The sequence below is a fragment of the Paenibacillus thiaminolyticus genome (genome assembly GCF_007066085.1).
GTDB classification, from domain to species: domain Bacteria; phylum Bacillota; class Bacilli; order Paenibacillales; family Paenibacillaceae; genus Paenibacillus_B; species Paenibacillus_B thiaminolyticus.
In genome coordinates this window covers 4,432,569-4,458,541 of record NZ_CP041405.1, presented here as the reverse complement: position 1 = coordinate 4,458,541, position 25,973 = coordinate 4,432,569, and the positions used below count along the sequence as shown (strand labels likewise).

Annotated in this window: 14 protein-coding genes; 4 read left to right on the top strand and 10 right to left on the bottom strand. The window is 57.2% G+C overall.

Annotation, left to right across the window (positions count from 1 at the left end):
• Nucleotides 1-496: 496 nt before the first annotated feature.
• The 6 genes from FLT43_RS19820 to FLT43_RS19795 all read right to left on the bottom strand — a co-directional run bounded on the left by FLT43_RS19820 (nt 497) and on the right by FLT43_RS19795 (nt 13,100).
• Nucleotides 497-6,589: a 5'-nucleotidase C-terminal domain-containing protein gene (locus tag FLT43_RS19820; RefSeq protein WP_087443350.1), complete on the bottom strand. Its 6,093-nt coding sequence runs from the start codon at nt 6,587-6,589 to the stop codon at nt 497-499.
• Between the two features lie 337 nt (nt 6,590-6,926).
• Entirely contained in the window at nt 6,927-7,481 is a 555-nt protein-coding gene (locus tag FLT43_RS19815) for an RNA 2'-phosphotransferase (RefSeq protein WP_174818165.1), read from the bottom strand.
• A 774-nt stretch (nt 7,482-8,255) separates the two neighbouring features.
• Complete coding sequence (locus FLT43_RS19810; RefSeq protein WP_087443349.1) at nt 8,256-9,539, bottom strand: Gfo/Idh/MocA family protein; 1,284 nt, start codon at nt 9,537-9,539, stop codon at nt 8,256-8,258.
• Nucleotides 9,540-9,609: 70 nt separating this feature from the next.
• Nucleotides 9,610-11,139 (bottom strand): extracellular solute-binding protein, encoded by a 1,530-nt coding sequence (locus FLT43_RS19805; protein ID WP_164776329.1) that lies wholly within the window; start codon nt 11,137-11,139, stop codon nt 9,610-9,612.
• 51 nt (nt 11,140-11,190) lie between these two features.
• Complete coding sequence (locus FLT43_RS19800) at nt 11,191-12,072, bottom strand: carbohydrate ABC transporter permease (RefSeq protein ID WP_087443348.1); 882 nt, start codon at nt 12,070-12,072, stop codon at nt 11,191-11,193.
• A gap of 47 nt (nt 12,073-12,119) precedes the next feature.
• Complete coding sequence (locus FLT43_RS19795) at nt 12,120-13,100, bottom strand: ABC transporter permease (RefSeq protein ID WP_087443347.1); 981 nt, start codon at nt 13,098-13,100, stop codon at nt 12,120-12,122.
• A gap of 364 nt (nt 13,101-13,464) precedes the next feature.
• Here FLT43_RS19795 and FLT43_RS19790 point away from each other — a divergent pair, with 364 nt between their 5' ends.
• The gene (locus FLT43_RS19790; RefSeq protein WP_244194245.1) at nt 13,465-15,795 is read left to right on the top strand and encodes a helix-turn-helix domain-containing protein; all 2,331 of its coding nucleotides are present in this window, start codon (nt 13,465-13,467) and stop codon (nt 15,793-15,795) included.
• Between the two features lie 275 nt (nt 15,796-16,070).
• Here FLT43_RS19790 and FLT43_RS19785 read toward each other — a convergent pair whose 3' ends face one another.
• The gene (locus tag FLT43_RS19785; protein WP_087443345.1) at nt 16,071-16,820 is read right to left on the bottom strand and encodes an IclR family transcriptional regulator; all 750 of its coding nucleotides are present in this window, start codon (nt 16,818-16,820) and stop codon (nt 16,071-16,073) included.
• 370 nt (nt 16,821-17,190) lie between these two features.
• On the opposite strand from FLT43_RS19785, the gene FLT43_RS19780 reads away from it, so the two are divergent.
• The 3 genes from FLT43_RS19780 (at nt 17,191) to FLT43_RS19770 (ending at nt 20,931) form a co-directional block, all read left to right on the top strand.
• A complete protein-coding gene (locus FLT43_RS19780; RefSeq protein ID WP_087443344.1) occupies nt 17,191-18,210 on the top strand; it encodes an alpha/beta hydrolase in 1,020 nt (339 codons plus the stop codon).
• Nucleotides 18,211-18,343: 133 nt separating this feature from the next.
• A complete protein-coding gene (locus FLT43_RS19775; protein WP_087443343.1) occupies nt 18,344-19,885 on the top strand; it encodes a Fe-Mn family superoxide dismutase in 1,542 nt (513 codons plus the stop codon).
• 209 nt (nt 19,886-20,094) lie between these two features.
• On the top strand, nt 20,095-20,931 hold the full coding sequence (locus FLT43_RS19770) for a DNA adenine methylase (RefSeq protein ID WP_087443342.1): 837 nt from the start codon (nt 20,095-20,097) through the stop codon (nt 20,929-20,931).
• Between the two features lie 191 nt (nt 20,932-21,122).
• On the opposite strand, the gene FLT43_RS30570 is transcribed toward FLT43_RS19770, so the two are convergent.
• The 3 genes from FLT43_RS30570 to ade all read right to left on the bottom strand — a co-directional run bounded on the left by FLT43_RS30570 (nt 21,123) and on the right by ade (nt 25,864).
• Nucleotides 21,123-21,245 carry a hypothetical protein gene (locus FLT43_RS30570; protein WP_255321572.1) on the bottom strand — a complete coding sequence of 41 codons (123 nt, stop codon included), beginning with the start codon at nt 21,243-21,245 and terminating at the stop codon, nt 21,123-21,125.
• Between the two features lie 131 nt (nt 21,246-21,376).
• Nucleotides 21,377-23,737, bottom strand: a complete 2,361-nt coding sequence (gene helD / locus FLT43_RS19765; RefSeq protein ID WP_087443340.1) for an RNA polymerase recycling motor HelD — start codon at nt 23,735-23,737, stop codon at nt 21,377-21,379.
• Between the two features lie 351 nt (nt 23,738-24,088).
• On the bottom strand, nt 24,089-25,864 hold the full coding sequence (gene ade, locus FLT43_RS19760; protein WP_087443339.1) for an adenine deaminase: 1,776 nt from the start codon (nt 25,862-25,864) through the stop codon (nt 24,089-24,091).
• Between the last annotated feature and the right edge of the window lie 109 nt (nt 25,865-25,973).

The window sequence follows — 25,973 nt, the reverse complement described above, 5'->3', positions numbered from 1 at the left end:
CGGATCGGCTTCTGCGACGGATGTTCGAACTCGATATGCAGGTTCCATCTCTTCCAATTCCTTCAGGGCCCGCTTCGGATCCTGATAGGTTCCTTCTATTACTATTTTCCCTATCTCAGCCAACAGGTCATTCAAATAAGAAAGCGCCAAATACTCATCATCGATCAATATGGCTCTCATCGGCCTTCCCTCCGCAGGTTATATAGTTGAGACCCCTTCGTTCGGCAGCCAGGCTCATGAAAGATATCGATATCTAACTATGATACGCCCCGACATCAATCTTACCCGAAGGAATGTGCCCTATTTCACTTGGGCATGTGCTTCGGTTGTTTCTATTATATACGCTGCAGGATATCTCCTTTACTAGATTATACGAGAAGGATTGTTAAATTGTTCCTCTAGGCGGCACTAATGATTCCAATGGCTTGCCATCCGATCAACAAGAAAACAGGGCGCAGCAGATTTCACACTGCCCGCCCTGTTTTGTTGTTCCGGCTTAGTTATCGATCAGTAAATTATAAATGGCTTGCGCAGCTTCCGCGCGATTCGCCGCGGCTCCCGGAACGAACCGTCCTGTCGCCCGGCCCTTCATCAAGCCCAAGCCGGACGCGGCGTTCACATGATCGACGGCCCAGCGTGAGATCCGGTCCGCATCGCTGAATGTCCCTTTCGCGTTGGCGGCAAGCTTCTTGCCAGTCTTCACTTCATAAGCTTTGACCAGCATGACCGCCATCTCTTCCCGCGTAACCGTGCCCGCGGGATCGAAGCGGTTCGCGCCCTTGCCGCTGACGATCCCCGCCTCATGCGCCGCCGCGACCGGCGCGGCGTACCATGCCTCCGCATCGACGTCGGCAAATACGTTGCCGCTCGTCCCGGCCAGCTGCAACGCCTGCGCCAGCAGCGCGGTGAATTCCGCCCGGGTAATGGCCCGCGCCGGGTCGAACTTCGTTGCGCTCGTGCCGCTTATGATCCGCTTCAGCGCAAGCTCCTGAATGACGCCATAAGCCCAATGGCCAGAAAGCAGATCGGTGAACGGCTTCGTCATTTCGAGCACCGCATAGGTGCCGAACTGGCGGATAAGGGCAGCCCGCTCGGCACGAGCGTAGTCTCCCTCTGCCTGCACGGCCGCTCCGCTGTCAGAGATCGAATAGATTCCTGCCCATCTCGGGTTGATACCCGAATTGGCGGTGAGCCGAAGCGTAATCGGCTGATCGAAGGAGGTCAGCTTCTCCGTCGTCCCGTTCGCGAGCGTGATCATAAGGCCAAGGTCATATATATCGCCGGCCAGCCTCACCTTCATGCCGGATGCCCTCCCGGCCTTGGCGATCATGCCGTTCGCCTTCTCCTTCGCGAGCGGTGCCAGCTTCAGGGAGATAACCGATCCTTGCTTCTCGCTGTCCGTCCATTTGTTGATCAACTGCTTCATCAATTCGGAAGGAACCTCGAGCGAGATATGCTCCGACTTTACTTCCAGCTTATTCTGAAGCAGCAGTCCGTACGTATTGGACGGGAACTTCACTTCGCTAGTCCCGGCCGGCATCTCGAAGACGATGGTGCCTCGTCCGTCAGCAGCCAGCTTTTCCGGTGTCGCCGTTACGGTTCCCGGCTTATCTTCGGCAGGCTGTGGACTTGGCGCTGGAGTTGGATTCGAGCGTGAATCGGAACTCGAGCTTGACCCGGAGCTGGAGCTCGATCCGGAACCCGAACCTGTCCCGGGGTCCGGATTCGGCTTCGGCCCGGGCTCTTCCGGAATCTTGCCGCCCTTCAGATCAGTAATCCGCCCTTCCACGCTGGCGTTGATGGTGCCGACGCGATCAAGATGCTCGATGAACACTTCATAATCGACAATGTTCAGTTCATAGAAGCGGCCGTCGTTCTTCGCCTGCTTCATCGAGCGGTAGAAGTCTCCCCCGTCCGCCATGAACGAGTTCGTCGCCACGATGTAATAGCCTTGCGGATCGATATCGGTATAAGTCCCGCCGTCATTTTTCACCTGCACCTTGACGATCCGTTCGCCTGTCTGGGTGACCTCGCCGGTCACGGCGTCGATCGTCTCGCCCTTCTTCGCGGAGTCGTAATAGAAGCGCATGCCCGACACTTGCGGGAAGCGTCCCTGGCCCGTCTCCACGCCGCTGACGCCGTTCTCCAGGGCAGCGATAATTTCCTCGCCCGTCATCTTCACGGCGGACAGATTGTTGCCGAACGGCATGACCGTCAGCAGATCGCCCAGCGTAATGTCACCCGCCTGGATGGAAGCCCGAATGCCGCCCCCATTTTGGATCGTTACGTAACCTTTGACGTCTGTCTCGTTCAACAAGCGCTGCACCTTCGCGCGCATGCTGTCGGCAATCAGATTGCCCAGATTGGTCTCCTGCTTGCGCACGCTGCCGCGCTCGCCGTCCAGGAACATCTTCGTCTTGCCGATGACCTGCTTCTTGAATTCCTCCAGCGGTCCGGCATACTCGGCCAGCTTCGCCGCAGCCTCCGCATCGTCGGCCAAGACATACTGGCCCGCGGCATCCTTCGCATCAATATCGGTCAGCTTGCCGCTCCACTCCGTCAATGCCCCGTTGCGGTCGAAGGTGACATCCAACTCGCCGAGATAACGCCCGTATTCCCCGGTCTGGACGATCAAGGTCCGCTCACCGCCTGCCCGTTCGATGACGACCGGCTCCGTTAATTTGGTATGCGAATGGCCGCCGATGATGATGTCGATGCCTTCCACGCTCTCCGCCAGCGCCCGGTCGACTTCATAACCGAGATGGGTTAGCGCAATAATTTTGTCGATTCCTTCTTCGCGCAGCATGGCCACCGTTGCCCGGGCGCTCTCCGCGTAATTGCGGAAGGCGATATGCTCGCCCGGAGAAGCCAGAAATGCCGTATCCTCCGTCGTCAAGCCGAATACGCCGACCTTCTCGCCATCCACATCGAGGATAATCGCCGGGTAAATGCTTGCTTCCGCTCCCGGATGGCCGATCTCATGATGGAACAGGCCCTGCAGTTCCGGCTCCTTATCGAAATCGATATTGGCGCTGACGAACGGGAACTTCGCCTGCTTGATGAAGTTCGCCAGCTTCGCCGGCCCAGCATCGAATTCATGGTTGCCGAAGGTCATCGCATCGTAGCCGATCAGGTTCATGAAGTCCACATCCGCCATGCCTTCATACTTGTTGAAGTACAACGTGCCAGAAAATACATCGCCCGCATCGAGCAAAAGGGAATGATCCGCCTCCGCGCGCGCTTCCTTGATCGCCGTAATGCGGCGCGGCACACTGTCCAGATGCGCATGCGTATCATTCGTATGAAGCAGCCTTAGATGGAAGTCGTCAACATCCGGCTTGCCGAACTGAAGCTGAGCAAGCAGCGGATCATGATCGCTTACCCGTCCATGCGCTTCCATGAAATCGGCATTGATATGCACGATGTCCAGCTTTGCGCGCTTGGCCAGCTTGTGATCGACCAAAATATGATCCAGCGTCTGCGAGTTGCCTTCATAAATATAAGAGTAGCGCTCGGCTTCCGGCAGTCCGTCTACCAGATTGATCAATTCATTCCCCGCGACAATCCGCAATGTGTCGGAGAATTGGAAATCATTCAAATCCCCCATCAGCACGACGTTCGTCTGCGGGTTGCGAGTCAGCACTTCGCTCACGAAGCCGTGAACGAGCGCGGCTTGCTTCGCACGCTGCACTTCACTCGAACGCTGCGGAGGCTGAATGCCTCCATACGGCGCATGATCCCCGCCCTTCGAATTGAAGTGGTTGGCGATGACCAGCACCCGTTCGCCCCGGAACAGGAACTCTGCGGCCAGCGGCTTGCGCGAGCTGTTGAACGCTTCGTTCGCCGGCTCAATCCGCCCCGGGTTGAATGATAATCCGTCTGGACCGTAACGGACGGCGGTCGTCGCGTCGCCCTTCCCATTTTGTTGGCTGCCGGCCAGCGTGACCCGCTCCGGATTGTACAGGAACCCGACGCGAATATTGCCTCCCGGCGCGCCCCCATCCTTTTTATCCTCCGGATTGATATCCGTATAGTGATAGACCGGACCGCCGGCCGCTTGAATCGCCCCGATGATCGCTTCATAGTTGCGGCTGGCATCGATGACGCCATTATCCGTTTCCCCGTTATTGTCCTGCACTTCCATTAATCCGATAATATCCGGAGATTTCAGGTTGCGCACAATAACGTCTCCGATTTTGCGGGTTTTCTCTTTTCCCTTGGCGCTCGGATCGTTCCAATAATTTTCGACATTGAAAGAAGCGACCGTCAACTTCTCGCTGTCCGTCACGATGCTCGTCACCGCAGGCTCCCCCTTGCCGCTCTCCACCTCCGGCAGCCGTTCCGGCAGCAGCTTATAATTACTGAAGGAGTAGGCGATGACGCCGGTGATCGGTTCTATAAATCGATCACCCGTCTTGACGACCGGATTCGGCTTCGGCGTAACATAATCAAGGGATATCAGCACGCGCTGCGGATTAAGGCTGCCCTCGGTCAGGACGAGGCCGCCCGCCGGAGACACAACGGGATGACTGCCCTCCTGCCGCACGTAGACCGGAATCTCATATTTATAAGGGCCGATAATGTCCGGGTTCTCGATCATGACGCGCATCCCTTCCAGACTCTCGTACAGATCGAGCGCATTGCGCTCCGGAGCGTAATAAGCATCGGTCAATTGATAACCGTCCGTAATGATCGATGGCGGAATCACTCGATCCTTCCCCAGCACAACGGGGGGAGGCAGATCCTGATCATGCGAAATAATATCCACGCTCGAAGCCGCGATTTCCGTCGTCGTCAGATCGACCGGATTGCTGGAATACGTCTTTTCCTTATATTCCTTGACTACGCCGGATACCTTGACTTGGTCCCCGACCTTCACCGGGCTGTCCTTGTGATAGACGAGAATGGCGTCCGATGCCCGGCCATCCTTGCTGTACCGGTCCGGATTGCTTTCCTGGATATAGAAGTTGCTTTTATCCCGCTTGAACGTCACGATGCCTTCCACGCCCGTCACGGCTTGATCCGCGTACGGAGAGCGGTGGCCTTCGCCCTGAATGTCGTGGATCAGGAGATTGCCCGTATCCTTCAGCACCTTGTACGTGAACGTATAGACCGCACTGGCCGCTCCGTCCTTCACGACGATGGCTTTGACCGCCGTATCCTCTATGATCGCAATCGGCGCTTCATAGCGGGCGCTGGCCTGCGTCGGCTCCGTTCCATCCAGCGTATAGTAGATGACGCCGCCGGAAGCCGGCGTGCTAAGCGCGATCTCGGTGCTCTTCGCGACATTCCCGGATGGAAGGCTTGCCGTTACCGACAGCTCGGTCTCTACCACATCCGCGTACGCGCGCGGAATCAGCTGGTACCCGTACGAGCTATGATAGGACAAGACCCCGGTAATCCTCTCGTAGGTGCGGTTGACCGTGAACGCTGCGGGAACGTTTTTGGCGTAAATGACAATGCCTGCGCCGAGCTTGTCGGTGGCATAGTAGGTAGATCCGCTGCTTCGGTCAATCGCAGCCGCGGCGACTTCCACCAGTTGGCCTTCGTACAGCTTCCCGGCATTCTGGGCAAAATCGGCTGAAGTGATCGGCTTCGTCGCCGGCAGAGGCAAACCCGGTTCCACGATCCGGAGGCTCCCGCCCGGCTCCTTGTTCAACTGCAGCAGGCCGCTATACAGCTCCAGCTTGCCCTGAACCTCGATCTTATCTCCTTGCTCGGCCGTTATATTCTGGCCGCGGACGACAATCCCTGCCGTATCGTCCTGAATATACAGATTGGAGAAGCCGCTGCCCGTGTCTTCCCTATAAGTAACAATGCCTTGCACCAGGGCGGCATCGCCCGCATTACGCCCTCTTGCCTCCGCAATGCTGGAGACCCCCACAACCGAATAAGTGAATTCGGAAATATCGCTGTCCTTCAGTCCATCCTGCTTGGCATAGGCCTTGATGGTCGTCGGGCCTGTAATCTCGATCGGCTCCGTATACGGAACGAACTCGGACTTATCGGAGCTGCCATTCAAATTGTAGTAGACGGAAGCGGTCACCGTTGGCGACGAGAGACTCACCTGCGTCCCCGCTTGCACCGCTCCGGAAGGCGGAGCGGCAATTACGGAAGCCGCTTGATCCGGAGGCGTGACGATGACCTTTTCCATGGAGGATGGGGACATGATGCCCCGATGAGGCTTGAAGTACTCGGCCAGCGTGCCGGTGACTCGAAGCTTGGATCCGAGCAGGCCCGGATTCGATTGCAGGCCGAACTGTTGTCTGAATGGAGAAGCAATCTGGACGAATAGCGTCTTGTCCTCTGCCGTCTCCGCTGCGCTATCCGCAATCACCAGATTGGTATCTGAGTTGAATTTCGTGCTGTCTTGCGTAAATGATTTGCTGCCGGTTGCAAAGCCGACAACATACCCTTCCACCGAGTAGGACTTGCCGTCATTGTTCTTCCCGATCGCATCGGCAACAGTAAGTATCGCCTCCGCTGCAGCGGCAGTTCCTGCGGTCCATCCCGCAGGCGCAATCGAAGACAGCAGCAATACCGCCGCTATAATGATACTGATTGACTTGGTCCAGATCCGATGTACCATTTTGTCGCTCCCTTCCCAATATGGGTTATCATTACAAATCGTAGCTTGTCTGTATAACCTTGGTGTTAGGGGACTGTAAAAAATATATGAAGATGCGCGGCTCGTTCATGCCGGAATTGCCTTAACACTTCCCCCTTATCATTCCACAAAAAGAATCCTTGAAGGACAGGGAGTCAATCAAGGGGAACAACGCGATATTTTTCTTATTTTTCATCCCTTATTGCCGCTATCCCCTTCGATCAGAAGCAAGCGGCTGGTTCTCTTAACGTTGCGGCCGTCTCATTCATCATCCTCTTTTCGTTGACTCATCCGCATCCTAAACATCCGTTCGCTCGATTCATTCGATTGAAATATACTTGGGAGGAATAAAGTCCGCCAGCCATATCGTATGATTGCCCGGATAAAACATAATCCCTTCGTTCCGGGCCGTCTCGGCATCCACCTTCAACAACACCGGGGCCGCATCTCTCCGTTTCCCGACCATCATGGCCGTCTCTTTGTCGGCGGAGACATGAACATATTGTCTTCCCATCGGCCGTATTCCTTCGTCCAAGATTTGCGCCACAAAGCGTCTCGCCGTTCCGTGATACACGACGGAGGGAGGCTTCTCTGCCTTCTTGACAATTTTGCTGGGCACCGAATGCCCGTATAACGCTCTAATTTTCCCGTCCGCAACCTCAAGCCGTTGCTTGTCCGCTGTTGCCATGATAGTATGGATGTCCTGTTCATGAACAGCTTCCCAACGTTGGTCCAGACGAAGCGCCAGCAGCAGCTGCTCCAGGCTTACCCAGCCTTCCTCATCCAGTTCCAATTCATACTCCCAAGGGGCATGCCTCAGCGCATAGGATATTTCCTTGCTTAATTTGAACAAATCTATCTTCTGTCTGGTCATAAAAAGCGCCTCCATAACGTCAAATCTACTGTTTCTATACGGCGCTGTCCCGGCAATCGATTCAATTGGTTTAGGACTAGCCGTATTGTAAAAAAGAAGCTTGTAGGGGCTTCAAGCCTTATGCTGATTGAAATCCCGGATTGAAATTAGCTGGTTAGTAAAATGTTACGAACTCGATATGGTTCCCATTTTGATTAATCAAAACCAAGTTCCCCTCCCCCACATATTGTCAATCAAGCGCAATCGAGCACAATCGAGGATGGACAATCGAGCATACCTCCAGGTTGAAAATACTCGCCTTTACATTCAGGGACCTCCAATGGTGCAAAACTACAGCATTTTTATTGAAGCCAATTTTGTAAAATAGGAATCCTGCAAATTTACAGGAATTTCTTCCATTATAGCCCGAATTAGAGACATATCGAGTAAAAAGATGCGCATTTGCAGGAATTCCATCCAAGATGCCCCATATCGGGACAAAAAGATGCATTTTTGCAGGATTGCTTCCGATCCGTTGCCGATACCGACGCTGGCCCCGACGCCGCCGACGCCGATGCCGATGCTGCAACCGCGGAAAAATAAAAACGATCACCCCCCGAACCAACTTCAGGGGTGATCGCCTATTCCACATGCGATTATCTCGCTATGCTATGCTACTCCGGCTGCATCCTGTACTACCCGGACGCTTGCGCGGCCAGCATGGCGCCCGCAAGCCGGCCATGCAGCGCTTGCAGCTGCCTGCACGCTTGCATCCGCATGCACGCTTGCGCCGCCTTACGCCTTCCCGGACGGGACCGCGCCCGCCAGCTCGCCATACATCGCTTGCAGGTCGATGACCTGGCCGCCCTGGAGGCGGGATTGCTCGGCCGCGAAGGCCATCAGATGGCTGCGCACGGATACCGAGGCGGAGGAGAGGCTCTCTGTGCCGGAGCCTAAGCCGCGCACTTCCTTCAGGAACGAGCGTACGATGCCCGAGTCGCCGCCGCCGTGGCCCGTGATGGACGGAGCGAGCTGAACGCTCCGCTTCTCCTTCGTCACGAAGTCGGTGATCGTGAACGAGTCATCCTCCATATTGCCGCGGATGTCGCCCTTCGTGCCCATCACCTGCACGATGCGCGTATTATCGTGCGTGAAGCCGCACATGCTGAACATCGCGGTCGCCCCGCTCGCGAATTCGAGATTGACGACCTGATGGTCGACGACGTTGTTGTCCGTCTGATAGACGCAGCGCCCGTACGGACCTTCCCAGAGCGCCTTCAGGATGCCTTCCTTCGTATAGTCATCCGTAATCTTGCGCGCCCAGTCGATGCCCTCGCCAAGATAATAACGCGGCGCATGGTACTGGCAGCTCTGCTCCGCCGGACAGCCCTCGATGCAGCGGGCCGGCGCCCCTTCCGGCTTATGCCCTTCATGGAAATGCATCAGCGAGCCGAACGAGCTGACCCGCACGCAGGGCTCATTCATCAGATACGCCAAAATATCCATGTCATGGCACGACTTCTGCAAAATCATCGGGCTCGATTCATCGCTGTTGCGCCAGTTCCCTCTGACGAAGCTGTGCGACATATGCATATTGCCTACATTCTCGTTCAATTGAATGGATACGATATCGCCAATCGCGCCGCGATCGATCTCCCGCTTCATCGCCGCCCAGAAGGACGTGTAGCGCAGCACATGGCATATCGTCAGCAGCCGGTTATGCTTCTTCGCCGCCAGCTCCATCTCGACGCATTCCCGCGGCTCCGGCGACATCGGCTTCTCCAGCAGCACATGATAACCGAGCTCCAGCGCCCGCAGCGTCGGCTCATAATGCATGCGGTCCATCGTGCAGATGATGGCTACATCGGCACGCCGATCCCCTTCCAGGATCGCTTCCCATGTCTCGAACTGCTGCGACTCGTTCAGGCCGAACTGCTCGGCGAAGGCTTGCCGCCGCTCGGCATTCGGATCGGCGACGCCGACAAGCTGCAGCTCATGCGGATTATCCAGGGCATACGGAGAATAAGCGCGCGCACCCCGGTCGCCTGCACCTATGACAATGGCTGTAACCGGATTCATAATGACATCTCTCCTTTGGACGACGCAGAGAAACGCCAGCACTCAGCGGCGTTCCTCCGGCATACTCTGCTTATTTTGCTTGGGTGGCTTGGTAAGCCTGATTCATTTCGTCAATAACTTTGATTAAATCCTTATCTTTTTTGATTGTTTCGATAAATTTATCATACTCCTCAATCGTCTCTTTGCCAATAATTACTTTTGTACGCATATCGTCAACTTTTTTCTTTATCTCCGGAAAATAGCGATTATACGCTTCCGAGTAGAGGCCCCGCTCCGGTTCCGGCACGACATGCTTCTTCCGCTCGTTCACGATTTGGACGTTGCGTTCGTACAGATCATCCGGCATGCCGACGGCCCCGATGGCCATATCGTCGCTAATCAGATGGAAGAGGCTCGACATGTTGCCGTCTCCCGTCAAATCTTGCTTCGCCTGCTCCGTAGGCACGATCTTCCCGTTCTCTTCCTTGTAATGGATATCTTTCAGACCATAATAGGTCAAAATATTCCCTTCCGGGCTGTTGCCGTAATCGAACAGCTCGAGAATTTTCTTCACCTTGTCCTCCGGCACCTTCTTCGGAATCAAATACACGCCGTAGTACGAAGCCCCGGATGGCGTATATTTATAGCCGTTCGGATTCTCCAAGTATGGCAGCGGATACAGATCCGCCTTCGGGTCGATGTCGCGCAGCAGCTTGCCGGTTACCCAGACATGGTTCATGGACAAGCCCGTGCCGCCGACCTTGCCGCTGCGGAACGCATCCAGGATTTGCGAAAATTTCAATATGGCGAAATCCTTCGGGAACAACCCCGCATCGTATGCTTTCTTAATCCAGAGGAGCGCGTCGCGGGAGGCGTCCTCCGTAATAATCGGCACAAGCTTGCCATCCTTCAGCTTCCAATTGCCCTGCGTCTCGTTGAAAATATTGTAGACAAAGCCCATCGAGCTAGGAGAGGCCGCATACGGAATCTCATCCGCCTGTCCGTTGCCGTTCGGATCGTTCTCCTTGAACGCCTTCAGCACATCGAACAGGGAGTCGAGCGACGTCGGCACCTCCAGATTCAGCGCATCGAGCCAGTCTTTGCGGAGCATCGCGAAGGCGCCGCCCCCGAAGCTAGGGTAATAGCGCGGAATGACGTAATTTTGGCCTTCGATCTTCGTCTCGTCCCACATCGACGCCTTATCCCCGTCCGTCAAGTTCGGGTAATCCTTGATGAATGGGGTCACATCCCAGAAGACGCCCTGCTTGATCATTTTCTGCAGCTGCGCGTTGTTGAGCGACTCCACGAAGACGACATCCGGCATGTCGCCGGAAGCGAGCATGACATTGACCTTGTCCTCGATCGTCGTCGGCGTCAGCCAGGTGATATCCAGCTCCGTGTTGGTGCGCTTCTCGAGCTCTGTCCAGATCGGGCTGCTGTTGTTGACCATGTCTGTCGCATAGTTCAACGTCTGAATCGAGATCTTCGTCGGACCGTCCCCTCCGGACGAAGCGCTTTTGCCTTCGCCGCCGCATGCCGTCAGGAGCAGCGAGCAGGCGAGCAGAATGAGCATCGATGTTGTCAACGCGGAAGCCAGCTTGCGTGGTTGCTTGTGAATCATCGTAGACCCTCCTTTTTTACGTGAACATGCTTTTTGTGCATCCTTATCTCGTCATTCTTTGACAGAGCCAACCATCGCGCCCTTGGCGAAATGCTTCTGCAAGAATGGATACACCATCATAATCGGCAGCGTCGCGATGACGACCGCGGCCATTTTGAGCGTCTCGGTCGGCATCTGGCGGTTCACATGGAAGTCCATGCCGCCACCTGTTCCGCCGCCCATCGCCGTCGGGTCGACCAGCATATTTTGCAGGAGCACCTGCAGCGGCCATTTGCTCTGGTCGTTGATGAACATGAGCGCATTGAAGTAGGTGTTCCAGTAGCCTACCGCGAAGAAGAGGCCGAAGGCGACCAGCGCCGGCAGGGACAAGGGAAGCATAATGCGCCAGAACACCCCGATCTCGTTGCAGCCGTCGATGCGGCCGGCTTCCTCGAGGCTGTCCGGGATGCTGTCGAAGAATCCTTTCATCAGCAGGACGTACCAGGCACTCGTCAGGCTCGGCAAAATAAGCGACCAGACGCTGTCGATCAAGCCCAGATTGCGGACGACCAGGTACAGCGGCACCAGCCCTGGCTGGAACAGGAACGTAATCAGAATCATCATCATAATGGCTTTGCGGAAGCGAAGCCGCTTGCGGGACAGCGCATAAGCGAGTCCTCCCGATACGATCAGGCTGAACGCCGTGCCCACGGTCGCCAGGAAGGCGCTGATTCCGAGCGAGCTCATGAACAGCCCGTTGGACAGCAAATATTTATAGGCGTCCAGCGTCCATTGCTGCGGGAACAGGATCAGCGGCCGCGTGTAATATTCCGTCGGATCCGTGAACGACAGCACAATCGTATAGTAAATGGGGAATACGGTAGCGATACTGAACAGAATCAGCACCGTCACATTGCTCGCTTGGAACAACCGATCCCGCCACTGTTCTCTCATGGCATTCGACCCCTTTCCTGCTTTTCTAATAGAGACTATTCAATAAGTTAGTACAGACTATCTTGACCGAACCGCTTCGCCACCTTGTTCGCCGTCACGACGAGAATGACGCCGACGACCGACTTGAATAGCCCGATAGCCGTGCTGTAGCTGAATTCGCCCTGCTTGATCCCGATGCGGTACACATACGTGTCGAACACATCCGCCACATGCGTGACCGCCGAATTCATCATCAGATAGATCTGCTCAAAGCCGGTATCCATAATCGTGCCGAGGCGGAGAATGAACAGAATCATGATGACGTTGCGCATGCCCGGCAGCGTAATATGCCAGATGCGGCGCATCCGCCCCGCTCCGTCCATGACGGCCGCTTCATACAGCTGCGGATCGATGCCGGCGATCGCCGCCAGGAATATAATCGTGCCCCAGCCGACTTCCTTCCATATCGATTGCGCCGTCAGCAAGCCCCAGAAATAATTCGGGTTGGACAAAATGTCGACCGTCTCCTTGCCCATCGATACGAGCAGCTTGTTCACCATCCCCTCCGATTGGGAGAACATGAGGAACGTCAAGCCATAAATAAGCACCCAGGACAGAAAATGCGGAATATAGATGAGCGACTGCACCGTGCGCTTCAACACCAAGTTCCGCACCTCGTTCAGCATGAGGGACAGAATGATCGGCGCCGGAAAAAAGAAAAGGAGATTCAGGAAGCTGATCGCCAGCGTATTCCGCAGTAAAATATAGAAATCTTCATTGGCGAAAAAGCGGCTGAAATGCTCGAACCCGACCCAGGGACTCCTGGTGACGCCGAAGTACGGAGAGTAATCCTGGAAGGCAATGACCAGATTCGTAATCGGAATGTACTTGAAGATCAGAAAAAACAGCAGTCCCGGCAGGGCTAACAAATATAAATACTTGTCACGCTTCAGATCAGACCATAGCTTACGCTTGCCGGCACGAGCACGGACACGGGGCGCAGGACCTGCTGTTCGCTCGGCGGCGATATTCGTTGGCTGTGAGCTCATCGGTCTCCCTCGCTTTCTATTCGAATCGAAGCTTCATGGCTTGGTAATGCCAATGTAAACGCTGTCACGATTCCGTGCAATTTGACTTTTTTTCCAGATTAGCTTTATCCCTTTACCGCTATGATGGGCCAAGCCGAGAAGCCGCGCCCTGCCTGGACAGAGCGCAGCTGCTGCCTCTTTTCGGCCCGATCCGATTTCCTGCCGTTGCACTTTTTTTCCGGGCCTCTCCACGCTTGTGTCCCCCTTGTCCAACGGGACATTTTCGATTGAAAGCCTTTTCAATCTGCATGTCATTCAGTATGATGAAGACAACGGCATCCGGACTTCCGCGATCCGAATCCGCTGCATGATGGGAGGATCACCGTTGAGACGACAATGGATAAGCCTGTTGTCTTCGAAAGGCGTGTTGTATTGGAAAACCATCGCGATGGCTGTGCTGTTGACCTGTCTTCCGCTGACGGTCATCAGCGCGGCTTATTTATATATCGGGAACCAGCATATGGTGAACCAGTTCCAGCAGAAGAATGAGGACGCGCTCCAGGATGCGGCGAAGCAGATTGACGAGCAATTTTCCCAGCTTGTCCAATACGCGCTGAACATGGTCGTGAAGCCGCATTTCAAGCCGTCCGTGTCCGACATGGATTTCGGGCTTCAATTCGAGGAGACGCTCCAGCTTCTTGATACGCTCACCTTAATCGAAAATGCCGATCCGCTGATCGATCAAGTGTACCTGTACGTGCAGAAGCAGAACAAAGTGCTGCAGCCTTCTCTTGGCCTTCGCACGCTGGAGGATACGCAGGATGCCGAGCGCTGGGGCCGGCTGCTGCAGGAGGAGAAGGGCATCTACTGGGTGCATGATCTCGTGCGCCCGTTCGCCAAAGGCGGCGCGCCGCACGCGATCGTCCTCAAGCTCCCGTTCAACGGATCAACCTCCTTCGGCGCGATCGTCATCTACATCAATCCGTCGAAGCTGCATATTTTCGCCAATACAGACAACGTGTCGTATGTGCTGGACGCGGAGGGGCATGTCATCGGCCATTCCGCGAAGACCGCGGAGCATCCGGAGGCGCTGCCGCTCATTCTTGAGCATCTGCAGGAAGAGACTGCCCCGGCCGAACCGGGACGCCTTCCTCCGCCGCGAACATGGCAGATGCCGATCGAAGGCGGGGACTCGCTGCTCGTCAATACCGTCTCCTTCGAGAAAATGGGGGGAGCATGGACCTATATCGCGGGAACCCCGCTGTCGGTCATTACGGCCCCTACCCGGCCGTATACCCATGTCGTGCTCGTCCTATGGGGCTTCGCCCTGTTGGCGGCGCTCGCGCTCAGCTGGTTCGCTTCGCGCCGGATGTACCGGCCGATTCGCCGGGTCGTCACGATGCTCGGCGGCTGGCGGACGCCGGAGTCCGCAGTCCATAATGAGCTGGACTATATCGAGAAGGAATGGAAGCAGTACCGGTTCGCGAACGAGACGCTGCAGAGCCGCCTCGATCAATCCATCCCTTCCGTGCGCGAAGCATTCATCAACCAGTTCGTGACCGGACAGGCTTCGCATCTGACCGAGCGGGAGATTCGCGAGAAGCTGAGGCTGCTGCAGGTGAATATCGAGGGGAAGCGCTTCGCGGCCGTCGTTGTGCAGCCGCATGCGTTGGGGGATGGCCGGGAGCCGTTCTCCGACCGGGATGAGCATCTGATGGCGTTCGCGGCCATCAATATCGTGCAGGAGCTGTCCGAGCAGGCGGCCGATTACGTCCACCTGATCAACTTCCTTGACAGCTCCTTCGGCGCCGTCCTCATCCTGCCCGGAGCGGAGCCGGACGAATCCCGGAGCCGGATCGAGCAGCTCTGTGATCAATGCCTGCGCGCTCTGCGCGACGTGCTCCGTCTGGAGGCGACGATCGTCGTCAGCGGGCCGACTTCCTCCTGGCTCGATGTGCCGTATGCGCTTGAGCAGGCACGGCGCGCCCTGCGGCACCGCACCTTCGATTCCGGCAGCCAGCTGCTGGAGGCAGAGCATGTCCTGTCCCAGACCGCAGGCAACGTCGAATTCCCGCTAGAGCTGGAGCAGGACATCATTCACGCCCTGAATATGGGCCTGGAAGAGGAAGCCGTGCAAGGGGTGGAGCAGTTCGTCACCGCTCTCCATGGCGGCGGGGCGGCCGAATGGCTGATCCACCAAGCCTTAATGCGGCTCGTCGGCAACATTCACCGCGCGATGCTTCAGGCCGGGCACAATCCGTATGCGGTGTTCGATGCGGCGGGCCTGCAGGAGGAGCTGAACGGGCTGCGCGACACGCGCGCCTGCCTGACCTGGTTCCATACCCGCATCATCCGGCCGTACATCGCCTCGCTGAACAAGAGCTACAGCGCGACCATGAAGCGGCTGGTCGAGGAGATGCTGGAACGCATCGGCCATGATTATATGAGCGATCTGTCGCTCGACATCGTCGCCGCGGAGGCCGGCGTGAGCGCATCCCAGCTCAGCAAGGCCTTCAAGCAGATGACCGGCTCCAACTATGTCGATTACTTGACGTCGATCAAGATGAATAAATGCAAGGAACTGCTCCTGTCCACCGATATGAAAATCAACGAGATCGCGGAAGCGGTCGGCTACCAGCCCTCATACTTCAACCGGATGTTCAAGAAGATGGAAGGCATGACGCCCGGCCAATACCGGCAGCAGCATGCGGGATAAGGCCGTCCCCGCCGGAGAAGAGGCTGTTCAGTTCGTGGATTCCCAGTATGAAGAGTCGGGCCAGAGCAGACTTCGCCCCAACCAAAAACGGGCTGGTCAAGGGTTTCATCCCTGACCGGCCCGTTTGTTGATGCGGTCTTCCGCACAGCACGTTATCTGAAGCAACTAACGTAACCCCATGCCTCGGCTTCAAAAGCTCATGCCTAGGAACTGTCCCATTAGCAGCCTTTACCTGCTAATGGGACAGCCTCTCGTTATACCTGCATTGCGGCCTCTTATCCGATCGAGCGCAGCATCGTCGCCATCCGGCGGGCGGCCTCCGTCAACTGCGGCGCATAAGCCTCCAGTGTCTGGAGCGACATCCGGCTGACCGGGCCGGAGACCGACAGCGCCGCCGCCAGCTTGCCGCTGCGGTCGAATATCGGCACCGAGACCGCGGCCGCTCCTGGCTCACGCTCCTCGATGCTCACCGCGTACCCTTGACGGCGCACCTCTTCCAGCTGCCGCATACACGCCTCGCTGTCGACACTGGGCGGCCAAAAGGCATCCCGAAGCGCCGCGTCGCGCTCGGCCGGATCGGCGAAGGCAAGCAGCACCTTGCTCGATGCGCCGACGAACAGCGGGAGCCGCGCTCCGACCGGGGCCACTCGCCGAATCGCCTGGTTGCTCTGCACCGCCTGAATGCGAATCCGATCCGAGCCGTCGCGCACATACAGGCTCACCGTCTCCCCCAGCCGGTCGCGCAGCGCCTCCATCTCAGGAAGCAGAAGTTGGGCGGCGTCGCCAACCTGCGTCAGGTTCGCGGACAACTCCCATACCCGGTAGCCAAGGCGGTACTTGTCGCCGTTGCGCAGCACGAAGCCGCGCTCCTCCAGCGTCGTGAGCAGCCGGTGCACGGTGCTCTTATTCAAGTTGACCCGCGCGGCCAGCTCGGTCAAGCTCATCTCATATTGCTCCGTGAAGCACATCAAAATATCGAGCGCCCGTTCCACGGCACGAACGGTTAATTTTCCTCGTTCCTCCACGTCATCTCCCTCTTTCGTTCCATTGAGTGAAACTACGTTACATCTAGTATAACCCCCTTTTCCGATGCCGTAAAGGGACGGACCGCCGATCGTCACCCCGACCAACGTCCCTGATTTCGACATTCTTTACACATGGATTGCAATGTTACGAGACGATTACAAACACCTTACAAAACGTGCACTTTTATTGACGTTATGCGGCTCGCGGCATACGATAATAATACATTTCGGATCAAATGAAACGATTTCACTAGCAAGCTTTTATATAACGTGAACCAAGACTTTCGTTCTAGTTAATGTCAATTTATGTCGATACCTCGCATTGCGAGCTTTTCTCCCTTTCCCGCACATCCAGAAGGAGGTCATGCCTATGAGCACACCTGTCGTCACACCCGCGCTTCAACCGGAATGGCTCGGGCCCTCGGGTCTGGCGCCTGCGGCCGCGCGCCGCATCCGTCTGAAGCATATCGTGATCGCCCTGTCCTTGTCGACGGTGTTCGCCGCATCGGTTATCTTCCTCGCCCTGCACGGCTTTATCGCCTGGATGTTCGCGAATCCGCAGGTGCCTCCGCTCTTTTCCAATCCGATGGAGGCCAAGGGAATGCCTTACGAGACGGTGACCTTTCCGGCAGCCGACGGCCATACGCTCGTCGACGGGTGGTATATTCCTTCGGACTCCGCTTCGTCGCGGACCATCATTTTCAGCCATGGCTATGGCGCGAACCGCGAAGAATACTGGGTGCCGATGTACGATCTGGCCCAGTTCGCCCACCGGCTTGACTATAACGTCATCATGTTCGATTATGGCTTCGCTTCGGAGCAGCACAAGACAACCGCCACCGGAGGCAAGCTGGAGAAGGAGCAGCTGCTTGGCGCCGTGAACCTGGCCAAGGAACAGGGAGCCTCACACATCGTCGTCTGGGGCTTCTCGATGGGAGCCGGAACCGCCCTGCAGGCCGCGCTGTTGACCGATGACATTGATGCGATGATACTGGACAGCACCTTCCTGCTGGAGCCGGATACGCTGTACCACAACCTGAAGCAGTACGTGCCGCTTCCGAAGCGTCCGTCACTTGATCTGCTGCGCTTCTTCTTCCCGGCGCTGAACGGCACCAGTCTGGCGCAGATCCCGTATACCGAGGTGAAGGCAACCAGCTACGAGATGCCAACGCTCATCATTCATGGAACCGCGGATACGAAGGCGCCATACGAGATCGCCGAACAGATTGCGGCCCATCAGAGCAATAAGCTGTCAGAATCCTGGATTGTGCCCAATGTGCAGCATGAGCTCATCTACCGCACGCACCGCAAAGACTACCTCGGCAAGGCCGCCTCATTTCTGAGTGCAGCCTACCGCGCCGATGCCGCATCGATGATCGCCCGCCCGTAAGCCTTATGGCTTGCGGGTTTTTTGCAGTTCTCCGGCGCAGCGGGAGAAGCATAAGCCAACCTGTCGGCGGAATAGGCTAGTAACAAGAGGTCATGGATGCGCGTTTCATTGACATGTAGAGGAGGAACGCTCGTTGGAGTACATATATGGGTCACTTATGCCTGTCCGCGTGCTGGAAGAGGTCGTATTTTGGAAAAAACAAGAACGCGAGCATATCGAGGTCATTCTCGCCATCGTACCGCAGCTAGAGCCGGAATATGTCCAAGTGCTCCGGGAATGGGAGCCGGTCTTCACCAAAACCGAGGAAGCTGCCTCAGCCTGGCTCCAGTTCATTCTGTCGCAAGGGGGAAGCACGCTTCCCGATACGATGCACAAGATCGAGCTGCTGCTCAAGGCATCCGTCTATCAATCCGAGCAGTTCGTGAAGCATCTGGAGACGATGAAGAAGTATAGCCGTGCCGTGCATAGCGTGCCGCTCGCCCCGATTGTATTCGATCATATCGCCAGTGAATCCGCCTATTTCCTGAACGTCGTGCACGCTCTGAAAGACAAGCCGCTGTCTTCCTTCGCTTCGCCGGACGCACCGGGGGCGCACGCCGCTCCGCCCGGCAGCGCCGTACAGCCGAAGGCGTTCATCCACGAAGTCCCGCCGCTCGACGGCGGCAGCAGCTCCGGCTCCCCGCCGGAAGAGGAAAATCCCTTGACAGCCTGCAACAGTGAACCCGAGGATACTTCCCGCGAACCGGCGGCAACCCTACCGCAATCGCCTGCTTCCGGCATTCTGGCTTACATCGGTTCGGCTCAGACACCCCAGACGCCTCTGACGGCCCAGGACCAGGACCAGGCAGCCCAGGCGGTCCAGCCAGCAGAGGAACAGGAAGCTAAGCCGGTACAGAAGCAGGACGAAGCCCGGACCGCCCCTGACAATGTACCCTTCGGCTACTCGGTGTACCGGGAGGTGACGTATGCCCCGACGGGAGGATGGCCGCCCGGCCATCCTCAACATCAGCCGCTGATGCCGGAGTACTATCTGCGCGGGGACATGGCCTCCGTCCCGATCGGCGGCCATACGCTGCCGCCATTGCCATATTCGTATGATGCGTTGGAGCCGTATATCGACGAGACGACGATGCGGGTACATCATGACAAGCACCACCAGAGCTATGTCGACGGCTTGAACCGGGCCGAACGCGCATTGGCGGAAGCACGGCGCACCGGCCGCTTCGATCTGGTGAAGCACTGGTCGAATGAGCTTGCGTTTAACGGCGCAGGCCACTATTTGCACACGATTTTCTGGAATACGATGAATCCGGTGGGCGGCGGCCAACCGACCGGAGAACTGCTCGATCAGATTACGCGTGACTTCGGAAGCTTCAAGGCGTTCAAAATGCATTTCTCCAAGGCCGCGGAGAAGGTCCAGGGCGGCGGGTGGACGATTCTCGTCTGGAGCCCGCGCAGCCGCCGCTTGGAGATTTTGCAGGCGGAGAAGCATCAGAATCTGTCGCAGTGGGACGTCATCCCGCTCCTTCCGATCGACGTATGGGAGCATGCCTACTATTTGAAGCACAAGAACGAGCGGGCCAAATATATCGAGGATTGGTGGCATGTCGTCAACTGGCCGGCGGTCGACGAACGGTTCCAGGCGGCGCGGACCCTGGCATGGAAGCCGTACTAATGTCTGCGAAATCGCCGGATTCCCCAGGAGAGCAACTGACGGCCGCATTTTCGATATTGCGTCTTCTCCCTCCCGTTCGGTACAATAGAAGAGGATACGCGAACTTACGTGCGGCCTTCAGGCCGCCTTTTTTTTGCGTGAGGAGAGACTGCCCCGCCTGCGGGCGAGCAAGTCCTCACGACGCAGATAACCGACAGGGGTGAAGGGCAATGTTGAAACCGATACTCAAATGGGCGGGAGGCAAGCGCCAACTGCTCCCCGACATCCGCCGCCGTCTGCCGCGCCTCGACTGGTCGCAGGCGGCCTATTATGAGCCGTTCATCGGCGGCGCCGCGCTGCTGTTCGATCTGATGCCGCCGCGCGCCTGCATCAACGACGTGAACGGCGAGCTGATCAATTTGTATGAGACGATTCGCCGGGAGCCGGAAGCGCTCATCGACGCGCTGCGGGTTCACCGGAACGAAGAGAGCTATTACTATGAAGTCCGCTCCTGGGACCGGAATCTGGAGGAATACGCGCAGCTGAACGCCGTTACCCGGGCCGCCCGGCTCGTCTATTTGAACCGGACATGTTATAACGGCCTGTACCGGGTCAACGCGAAGGGACAGAACAACGTTCCCTTCGGACGCTACAAGCAGCCGGATATCGTCCAGGAAGAGACGATCCGCGCCTTGGCTTCCTACTTCCAAGAGGCGGATATCGCCATGACGGTCGGCGACTTCGAGCGAGCCGTGGAATCGGCGCAGGCGGGAGACTTCGTCTACTTCGATCCGCCATACGACGTCTTGACCAAGACGGCCGCCTTCACCTCCTATGCGAAGGACGGCTTCGGACGGGACGAGCAGCTGCGGCTGGCCAACCTGTTCCGCGAGCTGGACGGCCGCGGCGTGTATGTGATGCTGTCCAACCATGCGACAGACTATATTCGCGAGCTGTATGAAGGCTTCCCGCTCCATATCGTACAAGCCCGCCGCAATATCAACTCTAAGGCGACCGCCCGCGGCGCGGTGGACGAAGTGCTTGTCATGAATTATCAACCCCAATAATAAGGCGGGGACAGGGACGGCTCATGCACCACAAGGTGAGCTCAGGGGGAATGAAAGACATGACGGCAAGCCGCTGAGGAAAAGATGTCACCGGGGAGAAGCCATTTGACCGTTACGATATGTTGAATGTCAAGGAGGGGCCTGCCGCACACCGATAGGAACGGCGGACCGCCCCTCTCCCTCAATCCAGATTATAGCGTTCCCTGGCCCGCTTCACCGCCTCCTCCGCCTTGTCTCTCCGTGGCAGCTTCGAGTTTATCCGCCAGCAGAAGCAGCAGATTGCACATCAGCAGCACGATTATAATCAGCTCCACCACTTGCCTTCCCTCTTTTTTCCCTATGTACAAATAAGCTGCCGCGCCGCATGGGCGCCCTTGCGGCGAACCCATGCAGCGCTAGACAGCTTATATCTCCTTGCCCTTCCGTTCCAGAGCCGGTTCTCGATTCAGGCCTGTGCCTGCCCTTCATCCGCTCCCGCAAGTGCGGCTTCCAGCCATGGACTCGGCCGCCCCATATAGTAGATATGGAGCTCATGCATCGCCCGCGTGCACGCCACATACAGCAGCTTGCGCTCGCTCTCCCGGCCATAGCCTTCATCGGATGCATTGTACAGCACGACGGCATCGAACTCGACGCCCTTGGCCAGGTACGACGGAATGACTAGGGCGCCCGCTTCGAAGGTCACCGTCTCCTGATGTACGAGCCGCAGCGGCACAACATCCTTCAGCGCCTCGTACGCCTCGCGGCTCTCCTGAGCCGTCGTGCAGAGCAGAGCGACATTGCGGTGCCCGGCGGCGAGCAGCTCGCGCATCCGCGCGGCGATCCGGGAGTTCAATTCCTCCCTGTCCTCTAATCCCGTCAGCGTCGGCGCCGGACCTTCGCGCTCGAACGTATCGATCCGCTCGCCGCCCGGAATGATGCGGCGGGCCAGCTCCATAATCGGCCGGGTCGAACGATAGCTTCGGGTCAACTGGAACGACTCCGCCTCCTCGGCCGGGAATACTTCCGCCAACGCCGGAAGCGGTACCGATGCCGCTCCTTCGGCATGCGGGTAAATCGCCTGATCCTCATCCCCCAGGACCGTGAACCGGGCACGGGGGAACAGACGCTTGAGGAAATGAAGCTGGAAGACCCCATAGTCCTGGCCTTCATCCACAAAGACATGCCGGATCGACGTATTCATATGGAAGCCTTCCAGACATTCATTCAAATACAAGTATGGCGTCGCATCCTCGACAGTCATCTCGCCCCGGTTCATCCGTTCGGCCGTCAGGGCGCAGATGCCGGCCCAACGCTCAGGCAGCCCCTCTTCTCCGGCCAGGCTGGCCGCGAAGTCCGGACTGGCGAACAATTGGGTGTAGATGGCCGGCATATCGACGAAGCGGAAGCGCTTGATGTCCGCCCGAAGCGGCTTGAAGCGCTCATTCACGATCTGGCGGGCGAGCCATTCACGTTCGCGATCGAAGTCATCGAACGTCTCCTCCTGATATCTTTGACGACGCTGCACCTCCTGGAACGCCTTGACATAATCCTCATTGTCGAGCAGCTCGATCTCTTCCTCTACCCAGTTCGACTTCCGTTCCCGGCGCGCGGCGGCGGCCAGCTCGCCCCGCAGCCATTCCGCTATCTGGCTCAGCCGGTTCGAGATTGACAGGGACGCATCCAGCTCATAAAAGTGCCGCAGCATCGCTTCCCCCGATATGAGCGTCCGATCCTGGAAGCGAAGATCTCGGAATCGCATGCCTTCCTGTCCGAGCCGCTCTACATAACGCCCGAGCAGCCGGAAGAAAGATGCCCCCGCCTTATAGCGAATGCCTTCCATTCGCGCCGCGTATTCCGGTTGTTCCCCGGCGCTCAGCGCATATTCCATCTGCTCGGCCGGATGCTCCAGCCGGAAGGAATCAGCCAAGCGATGCTCCACATACTCCTGATACGTCGTCTGCCGCATATTCCGTTCCCCCAATTCCGGCAGAACGGTCGAGACATAGCGGTTGAACATCGGATTCGGCGAGAACAGCACGATCTCATCGGCCTGCAGCGTATCCCGGTACCGGTACAGCAAAAACGCGATCCGCTGCAGGGCGGTCGATGTCTTGCCGCTGCCTGCCGGGCCGGTGACGACCATGAGCCGCTTTTGCTCGTTGCGGATGATACGGTTCTGCTCCCGCTGGATCGTCCCGACGATGCTTTTCAGATGCGCGCTGGACGGCCGGCTGAGAATCTGCCGCAGGAGCTCGTCGCCAATCGTAAGCCCCGTATCGAACATGCCCCGGAACCGGCCCTCCGTGATGATGAATTGGCGCTTGAGCCCCATCTCCCCCGACAGGAGGCCGGCCGGCGTCTCATAGTGGGCCGGGCCCGGCGAATAGTCATAATATAGGCTGGACACAGGCGCACGCCAATCATAGACGAGGAAGTTGTCGTCCTTGTCCCGGAACGAGCCGATTCCGATATACACTCGCTCTGCCTCTGCTTCCCCCTCCTCCCGGAAATCAATCCTCGCGAAATAAGGGGACTGCGCCATCCGCTTCCATACATCAAGCTGCTGGGCCGCATGCAGATGCCTGCGCTCCCGCTCCGCCAAGACTTCCGCCTGCTGCTTCAAGCTGGCATGCGTCTCGATAGCTTCATTCGCATCATCCAGATTGACCTTGACGTCGTCCCAGAACTCGCGGCGGATACCCACGACTTCGCGCTTGACCGCGCCCATCTCTTCCTGCAGCGGAATGATGCGCTGCTCAATCTTCTCTATTACCTCGACAGCCCGCGCTTCCTCCAACTGCCGCTCCCGATGATTCGGGTCCATCTGATCACCCGCTTTACTATAGATTATGATTTTGCGGCACCGGGTGCTTAACCAGTTGACAACACCCCGTGCGTTATGATATTATATATTTGGGTAAAAATATATTTGTTCATAACACTCTTGTGCCGCACCTGATATCGTACCATAGGATGGATGCGGCTGCAAGCGATGGACAAGCTATTAAGCATGCTTTATGTTACATAGACAACCTATTTTTGGTATGGTTGAATGAGAAGCACGACCGGAGGCGATTATCTGCCCCCGGTCTTTTTTATTGCGCTGATTTCCAAGCCTGTAGAACTTTTACCTTACGATTGGATGAACGGAGGTTCAAGCCTGCGAGCAGCATCATCAACACGGCACATAATCGGCGGTGCGGCTCTCTCCTTCCGTTACCGGAATATGCTGAAAGGCAGCGAAATCGAATAAGCCCATATCCGTCAGCTTCAGTTCGGGTATAACGGGCAAGCATAGGAACGACAGCGTAACAAATGGATTGAACTCGCTTGAAGCGCCGATCCGCGCCAGAGCGTGATGGAGTTCTTCCATATGACGGAGCACCTTGGCATAATCGGCAGTGGACATTAAGCCTGCCAATGGAAGCTCGATGGCCGCCAGCACGACGCCGTCGCTGGCTACGACCAATCCGCCCTCCAGATCGCGCAGCGCCTGTATGGCGGTCAGCATATCCCGATCGTTGCTGCCGGCCACGACGAGGTTGTGGGAGTCATGCGCCACGGTAGAGGCGATCGCTCCGCATTCAATGCCAAATCCCTTGACGATGCCCAGTCCGATGCATCCGGTACGATGATGCCGCTCCAACACGGCGATCTTCAATTGATCCTTGGCCACCGAAGGGCGGAAGCAGCCATCCTCCGCATCCACCTCCTCCACGAGGCGCGTCGTAATGAGGCTGTTCGGATTGATGCCGATAATATGGCAGCGGCGCTCTTCCTGCAGCCGGATTTGCAAATCCCGCTCCGTTATCTCGGGCAGATGAACCGACTTCAATAGTCCAGCCGGGATTTTGGCCGTTTGCGGCTGCGGCCCGATATATTGGCCGTTCTCGCCGACCAGTCTGCCCGCTTTGTACACCTGGGCAATCGTCAAGCGCTCGAGATCGTCGAGCAGCAAGAAGTCGGCCTCGTACCCGGGAGCGATCGCGCCTTTGGTCTGCAATCCGTAGCATTCGGCCGCATTCAGAGAAGCCATCTGGATCGCTTGCAGCGGGTCAAGCCCGCAGCGTATGGCCAGACGCGCGTTATGATCAACGCTGCCCTCCTCCAGCAGCTCGTCCAAATGCTTGTCATCGGTGCAGAACACGCAGCGGCGCGCGTTGCTGGCGGTCACGGCCGGGATGAGCGCTTCGACATCCTTGGCGACCGAGCCTTCGCGAATCATCACGTACATGCCCCGCCGCAGCCGCGCCTTGGCTTCCTCAGCCGTTACGCATTCATGGTCGTTGCGGATGCCGACCGCCCGGTACACATTAATGGCCTCTTCATCCAGTCCAGCGCCGTGACCGTCAATCATTCCGCCATGCCGATGAGAGGACATCAATTTGTCCAGCATATCGTCATCGCCGCGGCGCACGGATGGATAATCCATCACCTCGGCCAGCCCCAATACCCGGGGGTGGTCGTAGAATGCGTCCAGACTGGCCGCATCGAGCTTCGCTCCAGCGTGCTCGAACGGCGTGCATGGCACGCAGGACGGCAGCATGACATATACGTCCAGCGGCAGATTCTCGGAAGCGTCCAGCATATATTGAATGCCGTCCGTCCCGGCCACATTCGCGATCTCGTGCGGATCGGCGATGACGGACGTGACGCCGTGAGGGAGCACGACGCGGGCGAATTCAGCAGGCGTCACCATGGCGGATTCAATATGAACATGTGTATCGATGAAGGACGGGGCGATATAGCGTCCCTCCGCATCGATGACGCGGGCGCCTTCATAGCTGCCGCCGATGCCTGCGATCATGCCGTCCACAATCGCGACATCCCCTTCGATGATGTCGAGGTTGAAAACATCGACGATTTTCCCGTTCGTGATGACAAGGTCGGCAGGCGCCGTTCTGGCGGCTGCGGCAATCCGCTTGCTCCAATGTTGCTTGCTCCAATTCATTCGATTTCACATTCCTTTGTTTTTTTATAGGATGATTGCGCGCTTCGGATACAACAAAAAAACTCTAGTCCAGCAACTAGAGTTTGACGGCAAGGAGCAAGAACAGCCT

Bases quoted from the DNA above. Each gene is read 5' to 3' on its own strand.
- FLT43_RS19795 (WP_087443347.1), bottom strand. From the start codon at position 13,100: ATGAGCTCACAGCCAACGAATATCGCCGCCGAGCGAACAGCAGGTCCT.
- FLT43_RS19815 (WP_174818165.1), bottom strand. From the start codon at position 7,481: ATGACCAGACAGAAGATAGATTTGTTCAAATTAAGCAAGGAAATATCC.
- FLT43_RS19800 (WP_087443348.1), bottom strand. From the start codon at position 12,072: ATGAGAGAACAGTGGCGGGATCGGTTGTTCCAAGCGAGCAATGTGACG.
- ade (WP_087443339.1), bottom strand. From the start codon at position 25,864: ATGAATTGGAGCAAGCAACATTGGAGCAAGCGGATTGCCGCAGCCGCC.
- FLT43_RS19810 (WP_087443349.1), bottom strand. From the start codon at position 9,539: ATGAATCCGGTTACAGCCATTGTCATAGGTGCAGGCGACCGGGGTGCG.
- helD (WP_087443340.1), bottom strand. From the start codon at position 23,737: ATGGACCCGAATCATCGGGAGCGGCAGTTGGAGGAAGCGCGGGCTGTC.
- FLT43_RS19770 (WP_087443342.1), top strand. From the start codon at position 20,095: ATGTTGAAACCGATACTCAAATGGGCGGGAGGCAAGCGCCAACTGCTC.
- FLT43_RS19780 (WP_087443344.1), top strand. From the start codon at position 17,191: ATGAGCACACCTGTCGTCACACCCGCGCTTCAACCGGAATGGCTCGGG.
- FLT43_RS19820 (WP_087443350.1), bottom strand. From the start codon at position 6,589: ATGGTACATCGGATCTGGACCAAGTCAATCAGTATCATTATAGCGGCG.
- FLT43_RS19805 (WP_164776329.1), bottom strand. From the start codon at position 11,139: ATGATTCACAAGCAACCACGCAAGCTGGCTTCCGCGTTGACAACATCG.